General features: G+C 46.7%; 13 protein-coding genes and 1 pseudogene. 5 read left to right on the top strand and 9 right to left on the bottom strand.

Annotated elements, in window-relative coordinates:
• Positions 1-50: 50 nt before the first annotated feature.
• The 3 genes and pseudogenes from N530_RS0109015 to N530_RS0109005 all read left to right on the top strand — a co-directional run bounded on the left by N530_RS0109015 (position 51) and on the right by N530_RS0109005 (position 2354).
• Positions 51-758: an ABC transporter permease gene (locus N530_RS0109015; RefSeq protein WP_026480435.1), complete on the top strand. Its 708-nt coding sequence runs from the start codon at positions 51-53 to the stop codon at positions 756-758.
• Positions 751-1297 (top strand): annotated as a pseudogene (locus N530_RS0109010) (ATP-binding cassette domain-containing protein); the annotation flags it as partial. The gene N530_RS0109015 and the pseudogene N530_RS0109010, both read left to right, overlap by 8 nt.
• A gap of 238 nt (positions 1298-1535) precedes the next feature.
• On the top strand, positions 1536-2354 hold the full coding sequence (locus tag N530_RS0109005; protein ID WP_035266742.1) for a substrate-binding domain-containing protein: 819 nt from the start codon (positions 1536-1538) through the stop codon (positions 2352-2354).
• A gap of 75 nt (positions 2355-2429) precedes the next feature.
• Here N530_RS0109005 and N530_RS0109000 read toward each other — a convergent pair whose 3' ends face one another.
• The 9 genes from N530_RS0109000 to N530_RS0108960 all read right to left on the bottom strand — a co-directional run bounded on the left by N530_RS0109000 (position 2430) and on the right by N530_RS0108960 (position 15628).
• On the bottom strand, positions 2430-2891 hold the full coding sequence (locus tag N530_RS0109000) for a hypothetical protein (protein ID WP_026480432.1): 462 nt from the start codon (positions 2889-2891) through the stop codon (positions 2430-2432).
• 154 nt (positions 2892-3045) lie between these two features.
• A complete protein-coding gene (locus N530_RS0108995) occupies positions 3046-3963 on the bottom strand; it encodes a sugar kinase (protein ID WP_026480431.1) in 918 nt (305 codons plus the stop codon).
• 86 nt (positions 3964-4049) lie between these two features.
• Positions 4050-8351, bottom strand: a complete 4302-nt coding sequence (locus N530_RS0108990) for a translocation/assembly module TamB domain-containing protein (protein WP_026480430.1) — start codon at positions 8349-8351, stop codon at positions 4050-4052.
• Positions 8351-10261, bottom strand: coding sequence for an autotransporter assembly complex family protein (locus tag N530_RS0108985; RefSeq protein ID WP_051540857.1), 1911 nt, complete (start codon positions 10259-10261; stop codon positions 8351-8353). Before N530_RS0108985 ends, N530_RS0108990 begins: the two co-directional genes overlap by 1 nt.
• A 369-nt stretch (positions 10262-10630) precedes the next feature.
• Positions 10631-11725, bottom strand: coding sequence for an AI-2E family transporter (locus N530_RS0108980; protein ID WP_026480428.1), 1095 nt, complete (start codon positions 11723-11725; stop codon positions 10631-10633).
• Positions 11726-11798: 73 nt separating this feature from the next.
• The gene (locus tag N530_RS0108975) at positions 11799-13439 is read right to left on the bottom strand and encodes a CHASE domain-containing protein (RefSeq protein ID WP_081773932.1); all 1641 of its coding nucleotides are present in this window, start codon (positions 13437-13439) and stop codon (positions 11799-11801) included.
• A 106-nt stretch (positions 13440-13545) separates the two neighbouring features.
• The gene (locus tag N530_RS17740; RefSeq protein ID WP_051540856.1) at positions 13546-14544 is read right to left on the bottom strand and encodes a sensor histidine kinase; all 999 of its coding nucleotides are present in this window, start codon (positions 14542-14544) and stop codon (positions 13546-13548) included.
• A 69-nt stretch (positions 14545-14613) separates the two neighbouring features.
• A complete protein-coding gene (locus N530_RS18850; RefSeq protein ID WP_026480426.1) occupies positions 14614-14775 on the bottom strand; it encodes a DUF1328 domain-containing protein in 162 nt (53 codons plus the stop codon).
• Positions 14776-14833: 58 nt separating this feature from the next.
• Complete coding sequence (locus N530_RS0108960; protein WP_026480425.1) at positions 14834-15628, bottom strand: response regulator; 795 nt, start codon at positions 15626-15628, stop codon at positions 14834-14836.
• A 98-nt stretch (positions 15629-15726) separates the two neighbouring features.
• On the opposite strand from N530_RS0108960, the gene N530_RS0108955 reads away from it, so the two are divergent.
• Positions 15727-15957: a NepR family anti-sigma factor gene (locus tag N530_RS0108955; protein ID WP_018689643.1), complete on the top strand. Its 231-nt coding sequence runs from the start codon at positions 15727-15729 to the stop codon at positions 15955-15957.
• Positions 15954-16520: an RNA polymerase sigma factor gene (locus N530_RS0108950; RefSeq protein WP_018689644.1), complete on the top strand. Its 567-nt coding sequence runs from the start codon at positions 15954-15956 to the stop codon at positions 16518-16520. The genes N530_RS0108955 and N530_RS0108950 overlap by 4 nt, the downstream gene beginning before the upstream one ends.
• The last annotated feature ends 22 nt before the right edge of the window (positions 16521-16542 follow it).

Genomic DNA, 16542 nt, shown 5'->3' with positions numbered 1-16542 from the left:
GTCGACACTATTCTTTGTGTCCTTCATCGTTTGTGGTTAGATGAACAATCATGAATGATATGACAGACAGCCTCTGGACGGCATTGACCCACATTGTGACTTTCAACCCTGACTTGGTTGAAATTGTCCTTCTCTCGCTGCGTGTCAGCCTATCAGCAACACTGCTTTCATGTCTGATCGGCTTGATTATTGGCGCGACCATCGCAGTCAGCCGTTTTCGTGGGCGAAGCCTTGTGATCATTGTGATGAATTCCCTCATGGGCTTGCCGCCTGTCGTTGTCGGGCTTTTTGTATATCTCAATTTATCACGGTCCGGCCCTTTTGGATGGCTTGGATTTTTATACACGCCAACAGCCATGATCATTGCGCAAACCATTTTGATCACACCGATCGTTGCGGCGCTTTCCAGACAGATTTTGGAAGACATATATGAAGAGTACCGCGAGCAATTTGAATCCCTGTCTTTAACAAAGTCGATGCGCACAGGTGCGATATTATGGGATGGCAGGTACTCTCTAATCACGGTCGCGCTGGCAGGCTTTGGGCGCTCTACCGCTGAGGTTGGCGCGGTGATTATTGTTGGCGGTAATATCGAGCATTTAACCCGCGTCATGACGACCGCCATTGCGCTTGAAACGTCAAAAGGAAATCTGCAAATGGCAATGGCATTGGGGCTGGTATTGTTGTGCATTTCCTTATCGATCAACATTCTTGTGTCCAGCCTAAGGCTGACCGCCACACGGCTTGGCTATGCTTGATATAACACCTTCCCACACACAGACCGCAAAACCCAAGAGCGCTACACAGAACGCTCAAGCTAGCCCGTTTTTAAGCTGCCGTGGATTATGCTTTTCTGCCAATTCGAATGTGCTGATAAAAGATATAAGCCTGAATTTTTCGGCACACGGCATGTCAGCAATAATGGGTTTTAACGGCGCAGGGAAAAGCCTTCTTCTCAGGCTTTTACACGGTGTAATCCAACCAGACTCTGGAACCGTTTTATGGGATAATACGCCCGTAACGCATGATAATCGCAAGCGCCAATCTATGGTTTTCCAAAAGCCCGTTCTTTTGCGGCGCAGCGTTTTAGATAATCTTCTGTTTGTTCTTAAAAGCCGTGGCTCGAATGATCCAAACATTGCATTTTCTTTACTTGAAAAAGTAGGACTTGAGAATGTTTCATCGCGCGCTGCACGTCTTTTGTCAGGCGGGGAGCAACAGCGCCTTGCGCTAGCGCGTGGCCTTGCGACAAAACCTGAAATTCTGTTTTTAGATGAGGCAACATCCAGCCTTGACCCGACTTCCATCGCAATCATTGAGAACATTCTTCATGAGGAATGCCTGAAAGGCACGAAAATCATTTTTGCGTCGCACGATATTGGCCAGATCAAGCGGTTAGCGAGCGAAGTAATTTTTATCAATCACGGGCGCATTAGTGAACAAACTGGTGCTGCGTCATTTTTCAAAAACCCCGAAACAAAGATCGCCCAAACCTATTTGGAAGGCGGGCTTCCCGTTACTTAAGGAGAATTGTATTGAAACAAATATCTGAAAAGCTTGCTGTATTATCAATACTGACCCTCGTTGCCATACCCTCTTCTGGCTTGGCGCAAGAAGCATCTATTCTTGTACAATCCACCACATCGACTGCAAATTCGGGGCTTTATGACCATCTACTTCCAGTGTTTGAAAAGAAAACCGGCATCAGGGTCAATGTCGTTGCAGTAGGCACCGGCCAAGCCATCAAGAATGCACAAAATTGCGACGCGGATGTTTTGCTTGTTCACGCAAAAGCAGCAGAGGAAAAATTTATCAAAGACGGGTTTGGCGTTCAGCGGTTTGATCTGATGTATAATGACTTTGTTATCGTCGGGCCTGACAGTGACCCCGCTAAAGTCTCCGGCATGAAAGATGTCAAAGCTGCACTCAAACAGATTGCTGGTGCACAAGCGCTCTTTGCATCAAGGGGCGATGATTCTGGCACGCACAAAAAAGAACAGTCCCTATGGAAAACAGCTCAGATTGAGCCAACGGGTAGTTGGTACAGATCAACAGGCTCAGGCATGGGCGCAACGCTCAATACTGGAATAGGCATGGGCGCTTATGTCATGACAGACCGTGCGACTTGGATAAGTTTTGGCAACAAAGGCGATTATACAATTGATGTCGAAGGCGATGACGCAATGTTTAATCAGTACGGCGTTATTCTTGTTAATCCGCAAAAATGCCCAAATGTAAAAATTGAAGAAGGCCAGCTTTTTATCGACTGGCTAACGTCACTTGAAGGCCAGGATGAAATTCAAAAATATGAGATTGGCGGCGAGCAATTGTTCTTTCCGAACGCAAGCAAGTAAGCCGGCTAAAAAATGCCGAAGCGTTGAAATTGCGCTTCGGCATCTTGGCATAACAGAACCTTCTAGCTCACCGAATTAAGCCGGTTCACTATTTTTCATATATTCCCTCAGTGCCGCCTTATTAATTGGTTCACTTTCTTGCGCCTCAGGTGCGAACAGATTTGGCAGTACGTTTGATTCATCTTTTATGTTGAAGATAGAGTTCAAAGCCATTTCAGACTGCACACGTTCAGCCACACGCCGCATATAGGCAGCTTCATTAAACGAAGATGTGCCTTCATCTTCTTCAAGTACAATATTTTCCATTGACGCCTTGGCCGTTTGGGTGTGCAGCGTTGCGCTTGATTGGCCGCTTGCTGCTGACGGTGCTTGGGTCGAACTGGTCGAGCCTGCATTCTGGCTACCAGTAGAATTGTTTTGCGAAGATGGGCCTTGTGCCTGACCTTGCTCCTCAGCTTTAGGCTGAGTTTGCTGGTTTTGATTTTCTGTTCGCTTTGGATTTGAAGGTGTGTAGATATTCGAAAAACCGCTTAGCATATTTATAGATCCAGTTATTTATATGCGGATCTTCTACGCGCCTTTTTTTTAAAATTTAGCCTTCGAATTTTGAGCAGTTTTCTTTAAATTAAAACTTCATTTTAAATAATCTGCTCAACTTCATACTGGTTAGAGTGCTGTAATATTCCATCACCTAATCAATAATAGCGCCGCGAAAACCAACAACACGAGAAGCCATTGCATGTGCTTTGTGACATGCTTCGTGGATGGAACATCCGCTTAGTAATGCACCGAGAAAAGTACCATTAAAACTATCACCGGCACCCGTCGTATCGACAACATTTTCGGCAGGCATGAAATTGGCGTCACCCAAAGCTTCAGCGCCGCTGATTACAATCGGTCCCTTATCGCCGCGCTTCAGAATACAAATGGGCATATTATAAGATTGTAGACGCTCTGTGGTTGTTGCTGCATCTTCATCAAACAGCGCCATCTCATCATCGATTGAAGGAAATCCAATATCTGTGAGTTTCCAAAAATCCGATATGACAGCGCGTGCCACTTCTGGAGACTCCCAAAGCGCAGGGCGAAAATTGGAATCAAACCCGACCAAAACACCATTGCTGCGCAATTCTGCGAGCCGCTGTAATAAAGCGCTGCGGATAGTCGGCGTTAAAATCGCAACCGTAATTGCAGATAAATAGATCAGATCTGCACCATCAAGTGATGAAAAGTCTGGCGCATCGTCCGTGCCGAACATGATGCGCGCAGCGGACTGGCTTCTCCAATATTGGAAAGTGCGCTCACCCTGTGCATCTGTGTTAATGGCGTAAAGACCAACCGTGCGCGTCTTATCAGTGCCGATCAGATTGGCATTGATATTTCTGGCTTCAACAACAGACTTCAAACGCATTGAAAACTTGTCATCGCCCACGCGGGAGACGAAAGACACATTAGCTTTATCAGCGATTGTGCGCTTTAAATAAATTGCTGAGTTTAAGACATCGCCCGCAATGCCTATTCGGGCGGAATGACCATCGGCATCGACGCTTAACTCTACCATCGCTTCACCAGCGCATCGTATGTCTTTTACGTTTTCGAACGAGATCATTTGAAACTGCCTTTTCAACTATGCGCAACATGCGCCGAATAGGCGGAAGTAATAATTATCGTTGGGTAAAGTGCAAGGCTTGAAAATCAATAATCCCGCTCGAAGAAAACCCCGAGGCTGGTATCACCGTTTGAATCTACGGCTCCACGCGCCGTTAGGCTCTCGGTAATATCCAAATTGATCGTTGCTTCTGTTTTTTGTCCAGCTTGCACGCCAAGATAAACATTATCCGATATATATTTGCCAGCTTTAACGGCCGCGTTCCCATCGCTATCTTGAACAATATCAAGATCATCAAAACCTAGACCATCTCGAAGACCATCGACCAATCCTGGACTTTTGCCGCCCGTTAGCTCGATTGCAATTGCTGCAAGACGCGCGATCTGTGTCGCGGTTAATTCACCTATATTGCGATCAAAAATAATAGCAGCAAGAACTTCATCTTCGGGCAATTCAGGTGAAGAAGAGAACGAGACATTAAGATCAGATACCCGGCCACTGAGTATTATAGAGGCGGTTACATCACCTGATTGTGTCGTTGCCACAAAGCGTAATGTCGGATCAAGATCGCCGGACAGGGTGACTGAACCTTCAGTTAAGTCAAAACGCTTTCCGATAATGCTCAAACGGCCTCTGCGCAAATCAAAACGACCGCTTGGATTTACATTGGTAATAGGCCCCTGAATTGTGATTCTACCGCCCAACTCAGCATCCAATCCACGTCCGCGCACAAAAATCTGAGACGGTGCATTGATCGTCAAATTTAACTGGATAATGCTCGGCCGGCTGGATGGTGTGGGTAGCGGCGATGCCTTCGCCAAGCGATCCAATGTGCGTTGAACATCTGCATCAGGGTTAACATTTTTAACATCGAGCAACTCGATATCGCCGCCAAATGTTTCAGGCACAGTGATCTCGGTTTTACCTAAGTCAATCTGACCAGCCAACGTTGGATCGCGCAGCAAATTGCCCGTTAGTGTTAAATTACCGCCCGCACGCGTGGAAAATGTCTGGCCATCGCTATAGGCAGCATCATTGATTTGAATTGCCAAATCTGCAGGCAAATCACCGCTGATACCGACGGTGCCTGAACCAGATACCGCACCACCACGCGCAAGCTGTGCGTTAAAGCGTTGAATAACGATTGCATCACCGCGCAGTCCCGCAAGAAGGCCGATATTATTAAGGCTAAGGTTTGATAGTGGATCGCTGACCGTGCCGCCAGCAACTGACAATATGCCCTCGGCTTTAGGCGCACTCAGGCTTCCTGTTGCCGTCACATTAAAACGGGCCTGCCCGCCAATGCGCGTTCCACGATCAGCCAGAAAACGTTCGGCAACACTAAGCGGTGCTGTGCCATCCAAAGAAACATTAAGGCCGTTTCCTTGTAATGGGATTTGCCCTGAGCCGTTAATTTGAATGTCTTGAGCGTTTGAAACTTTCAAACGCGCAAGCGACACATTTTGATTAGCGCCATTAAAATCACCGCTTATCGCAATCGCGAGCGGCGTAACGCCATTGCTTTGAAGCGCGTTTGCTGTAATGCCGTTTCCGTCAAAGTTGAAATTTACTCTTGGTGCCGCAGGTGTGCCAGTGGCAACAATCCGCCCACTTAGCGCTCCACCAGCATCAAGCCCAGGGCTGAAAGCATTGGCAACACGCAGCGGAAGATTGGAGATATTTGCCGTGATGTTGATCGTCTCGCTCACACTACCGGCAATATTGATCATGCCACCATCAACATTTAAACGTGCATCAGAGATTGTTGTTTTCCCATCGCGGATGACAATTTTGGCTGGATTAACCAGTGCAGCATCGCCCTTGTCAGAACGCAGTGTCAGCGTGTTCACCGTGACGCGCTGCTCACGCGCGGTTTGCTCAAATCGACCCGCCGTTACAAGACGCGCATTTTCTTGAACCATAATAGCTTCAAGATCGAAATCTGTGATCGTTCCGTTCGTATCAACTTTTCCTGAAACTGTTTTAACCTCAACACCGCCAGCAGAAATGTTGCGTGCTGACACTTTGGCATTAACAACGGGCGACTTTAAAAGTGTTTTGATTTGCGCATCAATATCCGCACTGCCCACCTTGTTGTCGGCGTAGATAATGTTGTTTGCGGTAGCGGTAATCTCAGCAGACTGAGAATTATCTTCTGTGATCAGCTTAACATCGGCATTCAGACTGCCGGAAGCTTTTTGCAAAGCAAGCGCTGCCAAAGAGGAAATATCCGTGGCTTTTACAACGGCGCGACCATCCATAAGGCCAGATGCGTTTTGCCGCGTTAAATCCAGTTGAATATCTGCCCCGCCAATTTTTGCAGCAATGCTGTTTAAGATCAGATCAAGTTCAGTGCGTTTAATCTTACCCGCCAATGAAAGTGGCTGACCATCAATGAAACCATTACCGGAAAGCGCGCCTTCAACAAGCTCAGGCCCTGCGACACCGCGATAAGCAGCCTTTAGTCCGCTCACTGGTTTTCCCGATAAAGTGCCATTTTCAATACTGACCACAATATCCGTATCATAGGGCAGCTGTACGCCTTTGACAGTTCCAACGAGCGATACAGCGCCTTGTCCCGCATCAGAAATATCAGCAATATCGCGCAAATCTGCGGTGGCCGTTAAGCTTGTATTCTCAGACGCATAATTACCGGTGAGAAGGATATCGGCTTGATTGTTCAAAATCCGTAAGCGGTCAAAAGAAAGACCGTCTTTGTTACGCGTAACATTGCCCGACAGTTTGGTTCCGCCAGCAAGTAGCTTATCTGTCGTTTCATCGCCGGTAAGAATACCGTTCGCAACACCGTTCAGATCAAGGTCAAAAGCCCCTAGAATATATTTAATATTACCCGTCGCCACCAGTGCGAGTGTGCCGGCCAGTTCGCGCTCCAACACGTCGCTGAATGAGGACAGATTGCTTGCTTGAAAACCAATTTGTCCATCAAAATTTCCGGTCGTTAGAGCACCATTTGTGCGCAGCGAATAATCGCGACCTTCAACATCAAATTGAGAAAGTTGCAATGCTTCGCTGGTGCGCCATGAGCCTGAACCTGCAATCTGTACAGCGTCGCCAATTGCTTGACTAAGCGCCTTATCTTCAAGCGCAATGCCATCAACTGTGCCACGCGTTATAAATTCAATCGCGCGGTTTTCAGGCACCGTAAAATTAGAAATCGTGCCTTCTGTTTTAAGGCTAATTTGCGTGACAGATGCCTCGGCCGTTTTCAGCCCTGTCAATGAGAGTGTTTGCTCGAAACCATCATCATTGGCTGCATCATAAGCGATGTTAAAGTCTGCACGCTCAAAGGTCGTTGGTGTTGCACTATTCTCGTCTGGCAGCACAATGCTATTACCATCAGCGTCAACAATTTCAGTGCTCAGGTTTAATTGGCTTAGAAAGCCATCGACTAGAATACGCGCGCTCGCATCAAGGCGGATTGCGCCACTATTCAGTGTTAAACGATCAAGTTGAGTGTACCCTGCATTCGATAATAAAATTTGCGCCTCAAGCCGGCTCGCATTGCCCAAAAGCGTTTGATATTGCGCTGGCATAATGCTGGACAAAGGCCCGCCAAGCCTTGCAAAGATTTGCCGCCCATCCTCGATGTCGTTAACATTGACGTTGCCGTTCAAAATACGTTTGCTGTCGACATCAAGCCCAAGATCAACACGCAGCTTGTTAAGTGGTGCATCGCCTTTAACTGTCAGCGCAACTGGTGGCTTGCCCTCTAAATCCAAAAGATTTGCGATGATGCCGTCGTTTGGTTCTTGCAAAGCCACATCAAGTTTAACGGTCTTATCAACATCATTATAAACAATATCGAGCACCAAAGAGCCGCCGGGGCCATCCAAGCGAACAATATCTAAATCTGTCGTCAGAGAGCCGTCTATCAGCGATATCGCGCCTTTAACGGCCAGTTCTGATTCAAGCCCAAAAACGGTTTGTCCAAAAGTGATAGAAGGAACATCGAGCTCTTCTAATTTTATAGAAACCGGCAAGTCAGGTAGCGTGAAGTCCATGGCTTCTGCCGATGGCGCGCTGTCATCGGCCTTTGGTCCGCGCGGCATATCAATGCTTTTGGCTGTCAGCTTTTCGACTTCTAACCGACCAAGCAAAAGCGCTGTTCGGCTCCAAATCAATTGCGGTTCTACAATCGTTAGCCAAACGCCATCTTCGTCTGCAATTGTAATGCTATCGAAAGATACATTTGAAGAAAGTGTGCCCTTGATACCGTTCAATCTGATTTGACGGTTATCAGTCGATAATGTTTCTTCAACGAATGTTATAAGGGTAGAGCGCTGCTCAGCCTCTTGCGCCAAGCCCTGATGAAGCGTTGAGCCTACGAATAAACAAATAAGGGCGAAAAATTTTGTAATGCGGATCATTAAAATGCCTGCCCAATTCCCGCATAGATGCCATAGTGCGGATCGCGATCACGCCGATTAAGCGGCATTGCAAAGTCCACACGTATGGGACCAAGGCCGGTGAAATAACGCACGCCAAAGCCTGCGCCTAAACGTACATCCTGATCAAAACTTGGCAGCGTGTCCGCAGACACTGAGCCTGCATCAATAAACACTGCGCCGCCAAAATTGCCCCACGCCTTAAAACGCAATTCCGCAGAGGCCTCTAATTTGGATTTACCACCCGTTATATCACCGCTGGTATCCTCAACGCCTATCCCATTAAAGTTATAGCCGCGTACCGATCCGCCGCCACCGGCAAAATAAAGAAAATTGTCAGGCGTTTCGCTGCGATCAGGACCAACAATTGACGCGGCCAATGCACGGCCTGCAAGCACAATGCGGTCATCTTCACCAAAGGACAAATAACTGCGTGCTTCGGCCTTAACTGCCGCACCAAAATTTTGATAATTAAACTCATAAAATGGCTTTACTGCGCCGCTCAGATAAAAACCCTCGCTCGCATCAAGCTTGCTGTCACGTGAATCGTAAACCGCTGAAAAATCCAAGCCTGCTGTGATGAAGTCCCGATCTCCAAGCTTGCTTTCGAATTTTGCGGCTTCGACAAAGACACCGCCATTGAAAATCAATGCATCAGAGTAATAATGCGTAAGACCAATATTACTGCCAGCAGATGTTTCTATGAAACTATCATTGTACTCGCGGCGCGCATAAAGATTGAAATTTAAATCTGTATCAGGCGTGAAAACACCAGGTTTTGTGAATGCTGCGCCAAGTTCGTAATCAAACTTTTGATAATCAAAGGTTGAGCCAAGTCCGCCCACTTTCGCATCAAGTCGCAACCGTTCAGCCTTACCAAACAGGTTGCGGTGAAGCCAGTAACTCTCCAACCCGACGCCATCGAGGCTGGACACGGTTGCACCCAATCCGATGCGCCGTAATTTTCGTTCTTTGACGATCAGCCCTATCGGCAATGTTCCATCTTCAGAGACAGCTTTGCCTTCTTCGATTTTTTGCGTTGAAAAAACACCAAGGCGGTCTAAGCGCTTTTTAGCTTTTACCAAATCATCAGGATCAAACTCATTACCAGCCACCAAACCAGTTTGACGCGCAACAAAAGCTGGGTCCATACGATCAGTGCCTTGCACATCAACATCGCCGTAAACCGCGGGTGGACCGCTCTCGACGGTAAGCACAACATTGAGCTCTTGCGTAGGATGGTTGGCCGTAACAGCCCTATCGGTTACCTTAGCGGTCGCATAACCTTGTTGGCGCCATTTATCTTTTAAAAGTTTTGATGCTTTGCCGACAGAACCTGCCTTAGCTTCCGCACCAGCGCTAAACCCAACATCTTCCAAGCTTGGCAGTTCATCACCGCGCATGGTTGGCGCAGGCGGCGCACCTTCAACTTGCGCATTACCGAATAGATAAACCGGCCCTGGATTCACCTCGACAACAATGGTGTCGCCTGAGTTAAATTCCGTTCCAACCGGCACACTTGCAGCTTCTGTACCGTTGATTTTGATCGAGATTGTGCCGCCATAACGGCCTTCATTGTAAAGAGAAGCTAAGATGCGTCGATAATCACCTTTAGCACGTGCAATCACGCCCGCAGAACCGCCCACAGCGCGGTCTTTACCTTGCCAAAGTTGAGAGGCTGATTTTATCGCATCACCCACGACGTCTTCATCATTAACAACTGAAAAATTAACATCATAACGTTTGGGATCAATCAGATCAGCATTGTCTTTTTCTTCATCGGAAGTACATTTTCCAAGGATGCAGCGGCCAAAAAGCTCCAGAGCATAGGCATGCGACAACGGTGCAGTGCTGCACAAAAGCGCAAGCCCCGCAGCATGTAACAACTGCAACTTATGTTTTCTCACAATAGCGATGTACCCAGACTCGAAAAACAAGGTGACCTCATAACACGCTATGATGGACAAAATAAGTCAATAGGAGGTGAATATAACTTTCCATTTACAATGATTTGCACCTCAATAGCTAAGCATATTCTTAACTATATTTCAAAATTGCAGACAATTAGGGAGTTAGCTGCGTACTGCTTTTACAGACACATATTGTGGCCCTATAAATTCGAAAGGAGAGAGCACATAATGCTCTCTCCTTTATTTGCGGCCCTGTGGTGGGGAGGGTTGAGCCGCTGGACGAAAACTGAGGGTGTGTTTTCATTACCTGAACGCTCAACCTGAAAAATAGTTCCGCTTGGGCTATTTTTTTTAAAACCGTGCCCTTTGCCGACGTTGCTGTGGTGCGACAAACATATGCAGATAAATGACGTTTGTTATTAGCAATGAAGGAATTGCAATAAAGCCGCCAGCTGGACCCCAAAGCCATATCCAAAAGACCAAACTTAAAAAGACAAAGAACGGATTCATCGTCGTGCGTCTTCCGATAATTGTGGGCGTTATGAACTGTGCTTCAAGGAAATTAACTCCTAAGAAAACGGCAGCGGGCGTTAGAATCGCCAATGTTTCTGTATGTGTTGCCAGTCCGACACCGATCAAAATCACGCTCATGACCGCAGGGCCAATATAAACGACATAGTTTAAAACGCCTGCCAGCATGCCCCACAAAAAAGGCGACGGCACACCTATCAGCCAAAACAACAATGACACCGTTATTCCCATACCTAAATTGATATAGGTAATAGAAATAAGGTAGCCTGATACGCTGTCTTCAACGTCTTTGAATATGCGCGCCACATGCCAACGTGTTTTCCGCCGAACACATAATTTAAGTATGAGAAGGCGCAAATCATGGCGCGTCGCAACGAAGAAATAAAAGCTTGCTAAAAATATTGCGATTTGGCCAAGAATGACAGGCGCTAGAAAAGCTGCCTCTTCAAACGGGCCGCTTTCGTCTACTTCCACTTTCATTGCAGTCGCTTCGCCGCCAGCCATTTTTTGCAATTCTTGCTGAAATGACCCAACGGTTTCAAACATGCCTTTCCAGTCGGCCAAACTTATCTGGAATTGGTTCCAGATTCTTGGCACCCGATCCATCCAGCTCGACATAGGCACTGCGAACGCAGCAAAGCTTGCGAGTATCAAGCCCGCAAATAGCGCGACGACAAGCATAGCCGAAATGGAAGGGCGGATTTTACTCTTTTCGATCCGGTCAGCAATTGGGCCGAACATAATGCCAATGACTATGGCAAGCGCGATGGGCGCAATTATTGTCTTTCCCAAATGCAGCGCCACAAGACAGGCGAACAAACCGATCACAACCGCTGAAACATTCGCGGCGATCTGCAAGTTTTTTTCTATCGCATTTGCAGCTTTTTTTTCATAAATATCATCGGCATGTTGCATCAATTGTACTGTCCCCCTTGGATAACAATACAGCGCCAGCCGAAAGGTTCCGCCCAAACCGCCGATCTGTAAATTATTGCGTCAAAGGAACGTCAATTTTTACAATCATACCTTTTTCGTCAAAGCTGCGATCAAAAGAACCGCCCAGTTCACCAACAATATTGGCATTTATCAGTTTTGTGCCAAAGCCGCCGCCTGCGCTAACTGTTTCTGTTTTTTCACCCGTGAAATTCTCTCGCCAAACAATAGAAAGTCCGCGCTTGCGCTTGGGTAGCTTTTTGATTTTCCAATTGATTTGCATGGCGTTTTCAGTGCCTGACATGCCGCCATATTTTAACGAGTTGGTCGCTAATTCATGAAGTACTAAACCAAAGGCTTGGCTATATTTTTCATCCAACGACACTTCGGGGCCAATTAACTTAACTTCATTCGCATTTTTGCCGAATACTTGCTCAAGTTCACTTTTCAAAAGATCACCAAAACTTGCGCGTTGCCACTTTGACCGCGCCAACACGTCCTGTGCTGTCGCCATGGCCTGAAGCCGCTCTGAAAAGGATTTGGTAAATTCAGGCAAATCTTTTGAGCTACGGGCCGTTTGGCGCGCGATTGAGTTGATGCGGGCAATCGAATTTTTAATCCGATGCTTCATCTCTTGCAGCATCAAATCTTTATCCTGTGCCGCCTTTTCAGAATAAAGACGCAACTCTTCAGAATCGCGCAATGAACTCAATTGGAGTTTGGAAGATGATGCCAACGCACCGGCAAACAAAAATGACAAAAGCCCCGTCATAAGCGCATATAATAAACTGCTATCAAGCGAGCCGCTGGCAGGTTTGATAACTTCAACCTCCCATGCACGGCCGGCCATGTTGATCGTCTTTACTGATCTCAGCCCATTTTTATCAGCATAGTTTTCATAATTTTTACTTTGAAAAACCACCGTTTCGATATTGTCTGTCTTATCTATCGTTTGAACATATAGACCCAAGGCAGAAGACAGCGTTCTGGACAATGCAGCATTGTGAAGGTCGCCAATGCGAAACGCTGCAAAAACAAAACCTGTTAGCGGTTGGTAGTTATTAGCAATGCGAACAACATCAATGTTTTTTTGCTTAATCGGTGCGTAAATCAAAAAACCAAGCTGCTGATCACTATCAATCTCTTGAACCAGACGAACAGGCGCTGTTGCACTTGGGCGACGATCTCGTGCAGCCGCAATCATCGCATCACGGCGATTACTTTCGGCAAACATATCATAGCCCAATGCTTTTTGATTGCGCTCATCATTTGGCTCAAGCAGCAAAACCGGCACGCGAAAGCTTTGGTCTGATGCTGGGTATAATTTTCTTTCAAGGTTATAATTGCGCTTGATTTCATTCTCTGCTGCAAGCTCATTACCCGACACAAAAATCGGCGCGAGACCAAGCCCTTGAATGCCGCGATAATTCTCAACCAAGCCAAGATCAGCGACAAACTCTTTAAAACCGCTGCCCTTATCATCAATATCAACCGTATTGACCAAGGAGCGTGTCGCTGAAAGAAGAGCAACGTGCTGCTTCACACCCTCTTCCAGATTGTCGATAATATCATCGGCAACAATATCAAAGCTTGCACGTTCAGCTTGGCGAGTGGAATTGTATACCGCATACGCAGCAACAAGCCCGAGCAGCATCGTCACCGAAAACAGAATTGTTGGAAGGCGGTTACGCATCATATCTCCATGTTATGCGAAGACATTTAACGCCAAGCAGGGTTTTTACAATATAATAAATGCATAGAGTACGCATGTTTGGCGCAACCATAGGCCGCGTCTTCATCGCTTAGCTATGCCGGTTCTCTGCTGATGGGAATACCAATGAATAGCTTACAGTCCCCCCATCCACTTCTATTTCGGCAGAACCACTTACAGATGTCGGTATGATACGTTGCAACATCGGCTCACTGAAAACATTGGTAAATTCGGGTTGGATGGCCCCTGATTCGGCGCTCTCACGCCAGGTAATGTGAGTTTCATCAATGCCTGCTTTATTGGGCAGTACCCAGCAATCAATGACCGCGGAGACAGCGCCTTCATTTTGAGCATCGCGGCTTGCCAGATTAACGATAAGCTCGTGAAGCGCTAAACCAACATGGGTAGCTGCATTGGGGGTTAAAACCGGATCATCGCCCTTAACTTTGATTCTTGAAGCATCTTCGGGGAAGTATTTTTTGACCTGATTTTCAACCAAGTCATGAAAACCGGCACCAGACCAGCTCATATCTGTGACCAAGTCTTGCGATGCGGACAAAGAAAAGATGCGTCCACGAAAGATTTTCAAAAAACCGCCAAGATCAGAGTGCTCGCGCGCTGTCTGCGAAGCCAAGCTTAACACGATAGCAAGAAGGTTTTTTGAGCGATGGCTAAGCTCGCGCAAAAGGTTTTTCAAAACCTGCTCACGGTGGCGCTCTTCAGATATGTCTTTAATCATTGTTAGAATGAGAGGCGCACCATAGGGGCTTGCAACAAAATCAATGATGATTTGGTAAAAGCCGCTATCCGGCAGATGAACTTCAAACTCTTCTGTTTCTCGGTTCTCCAAAACGCGGCTTTTGGCAAGCTTCAACCTTTGCCCTAAGTCCTCGCCGAAGATTTCCGTATCAACTGGGTCCGTGTCCTGATCGAAGTGCCAAGGCTTGTGCATATTGGCAACGAATAGATATTCGCCGCTTTCGGCCTGCGCGCATACGCAAACACCTGAGTGAACCAGCGCAAGGATGAGTCCATCACGGAAGCGATCTTCCCTGTAATCCTTGCGGTGCCACGTCAGGTTTCTTTTCACAGTCTAGCCCTTTAATTACTCTAATTACGTCACATCAGGTGCCGCTAGAGCAACACCTGATGTTATTTTTTATCTACGCACCAGCGTTAAGACTGCTGAAATCAGCAGAAAAGCCAAGAATGCATAAAACAGAATTTGCGCGATTCCAACTGACGCTCCTGCAATACCGCTAAAGCCCAGTAGGCCTGCAACAATCGCAACAACGAGGAATATAAGTGCATAATGTAGCATTGTTCTCTCCTATTTATTTTCTGAGAACTAAACGCTCAACTGCTAATTCTGTTCCAAATTAAGCAACTTCACTTTCAGATTCATTGAAGAAGAGTGCCTGACTGATTAAGGCCTTCACCATCTGTGGATCAAAAGGCTTTGTTACAAGAAACGCAGGTTCAGGCCGTTCACCCGTCAGCAATTTTTCAGGAAAAGCGGTAATGAAAATCACAGGGATGTCAGCGGTCTTTAAAATATCATTGACCGCATCAATGCCTGAGCTGCCATCGGCCAATTGAATATCGGCGAGCACCATTTTAGGACTTGTGCGGTTAAATAGCTCTACAGCCTCTGAGTGCGTGCGCGCTATGCCTGACACAGTATGGCCCAAGTCCTCAACCATCGCCTCAATATCCATAGCAATGAGCGGCTCATCTTCAATAATCATAATCTCGGTCGTAACTTGCTCGGCGATTTGTGAAGACGCTTCGTCCAGCAAATCTCCGACTTCACTTTTCTCACGGTCAAGCACTTCACCAATTTCATCCGCGGTGAAATTTTCTAGTGATGCCAGCAAAAAAGCCTGCCGTGCTGCTGTGCCCACATTCGATAAATTCTGAGCAGCTTTCTTTTCCCAAGCAAATGGTGAATTCACTTCTGGGATTTTCACATCTGATGACGCAAAAATACCTGCAAACATCTTGAACAAAGCAATACGATCGCTTGAGGCGGTTGGAAACGCACCCACATCTGCAATAAGCGCTTCGAGCGTTGCCGCCACATAAGCATCACCCGACGTCTGCGAACCTGTTACAGCGCGTGCATACCGACGTAAAAGTGGTAAATGCCCTGCAATACGCGTAGATAAAGTCATTATTTGTATTCCTTTGAAGATCTTCGTCGTAAGCTAAATGAAGCGTATCAAAAAAAGTTCCCAATGCGCGGAACTTTTTTTTCGTTAGCGCGTTTAATATGGCTAGATCAATTATCGAGATTTCAATGACGTATTCACAAAATAAAAAATTAAAGCAAGAAGGAGCGGACAGCAATAACTCCGCTAGCGAAGTTAGCACTCAAATTTCCACTAAACTTCAGGCCCTTTATAAATCAGTTGAAGACCAGACTATTCCAGATCGTTTCCTTGATCTGTTGGAACAGTTGGACGCCGCTGAAAGTAACCACACCAAAGGCGGCCATAAATGAGTACTGCTGAGAAAGAACTAGCGCCAGGTTTTAAAAAGGAACTGCTTGGCAGCTTACCGAGCTTGCGCGCATTTGCGTATTCCTTAACTGGTGCCGCAGACAAGGCTGATGATCTTGTTCAAGATACAGTGCTTAAAGCTTGGGCGAAAAATGAAAGTTTCCAGATGGGAACGAACATGAAAGCTTGGCTTTTCACGATTCTGCGCAATGAGTTCTACAGCCAGATGCGCAAAAAAGGCCGTGAAGTGCAGGACACTGAAGGCACATTTACAGACAGCTTAGCTGTTCATCCAGGCCAAGACAGTGCCCTTGATATGCAAGACTTTAAAAAAGCGCTCGATCAACTGCCTGAAGACCAACGCGAAGCTATTGTTTTAATCGGCGCTTCGGGTTTTTCCTATGAAGAAGCTGCTGAAATTTGTGACTGCGCCGTTGGTACGATAAAAAGCCGCGTCAGCAGAGCACGGTTACGCCTTGCTGAAATTCTCGATGTTAAAGGCGCATCAGACTATGTGATGGATGCAAATGCAGCCTCAATCGGATCACGCGCCTATTCCAGATAATAGGCTCTTTCCCAACAAAATG

It is taken from the genome of Ahrensia sp. 13_GOM-1096m, assembly GCF_000620605.1.
Classification (GTDB): domain Bacteria; phylum Pseudomonadota; class Alphaproteobacteria; order Rhizobiales; family Rhizobiaceae; genus Ahrensia; species Ahrensia kielensis.
The sequence above is the reverse complement of the archived record's forward strand: the minus strand, read 5'-3'. Positions and strand labels throughout refer to the sequence as shown.

Bases quoted from the DNA above. Each gene is read 5' to 3' on its own strand.
- N530_RS0109015 (WP_026480435.1), top strand. From the start codon at position 51: ATGAATGATATGACAGACAGCCTCTGGACGGCATTGACCCACATTGTG.
- N530_RS0109000 (WP_026480432.1), bottom strand. From the start codon at position 2,891: ATGCTAAGCGGTTTTTCGAATATCTACACACCTTCAAATCCAAAGCGA.
- N530_RS0108980 (WP_026480428.1), bottom strand. From the start codon at position 11,725: ATGCAACATGCCGATGATATTTATGAAAAAAAAGCTGCAAATGCGATA.
- N530_RS18850 (WP_026480426.1), bottom strand. From the start codon at position 14,775: ATGCTACATTATGCACTTATATTCCTCGTTGTTGCGATTGTTGCAGGC.
- N530_RS0108995 (WP_026480431.1), bottom strand. From the start codon at position 3,963: ATGATCTCGTTCGAAAACGTAAAAGACATACGATGCGCTGGTGAAGCG.
- N530_RS0108975 (WP_081773932.1), bottom strand. From the start codon at position 13,439: ATGATGCGTAACCGCCTTCCAACAATTCTGTTTTCGGTGACGATGCTG.
- N530_RS0108955 (WP_018689643.1), top strand. From the start codon at position 15,727: ATGGCTAGATCAATTATCGAGATTTCAATGACGTATTCACAAAATAAA.
- N530_RS0108960 (WP_026480425.1), bottom strand. From the start codon at position 15,628: ATGACTTTATCTACGCGTATTGCAGGGCATTTACCACTTTTACGTCGG.
- N530_RS0108950 (WP_018689644.1), top strand. From the start codon at position 15,954: ATGAGTACTGCTGAGAAAGAACTAGCGCCAGGTTTTAAAAAGGAACTG.
- N530_RS0108990 (WP_026480430.1), bottom strand. From the start codon at position 8,351: ATGATCCGCATTACAAAATTTTTCGCCCTTATTTGTTTATTCGTAGGC.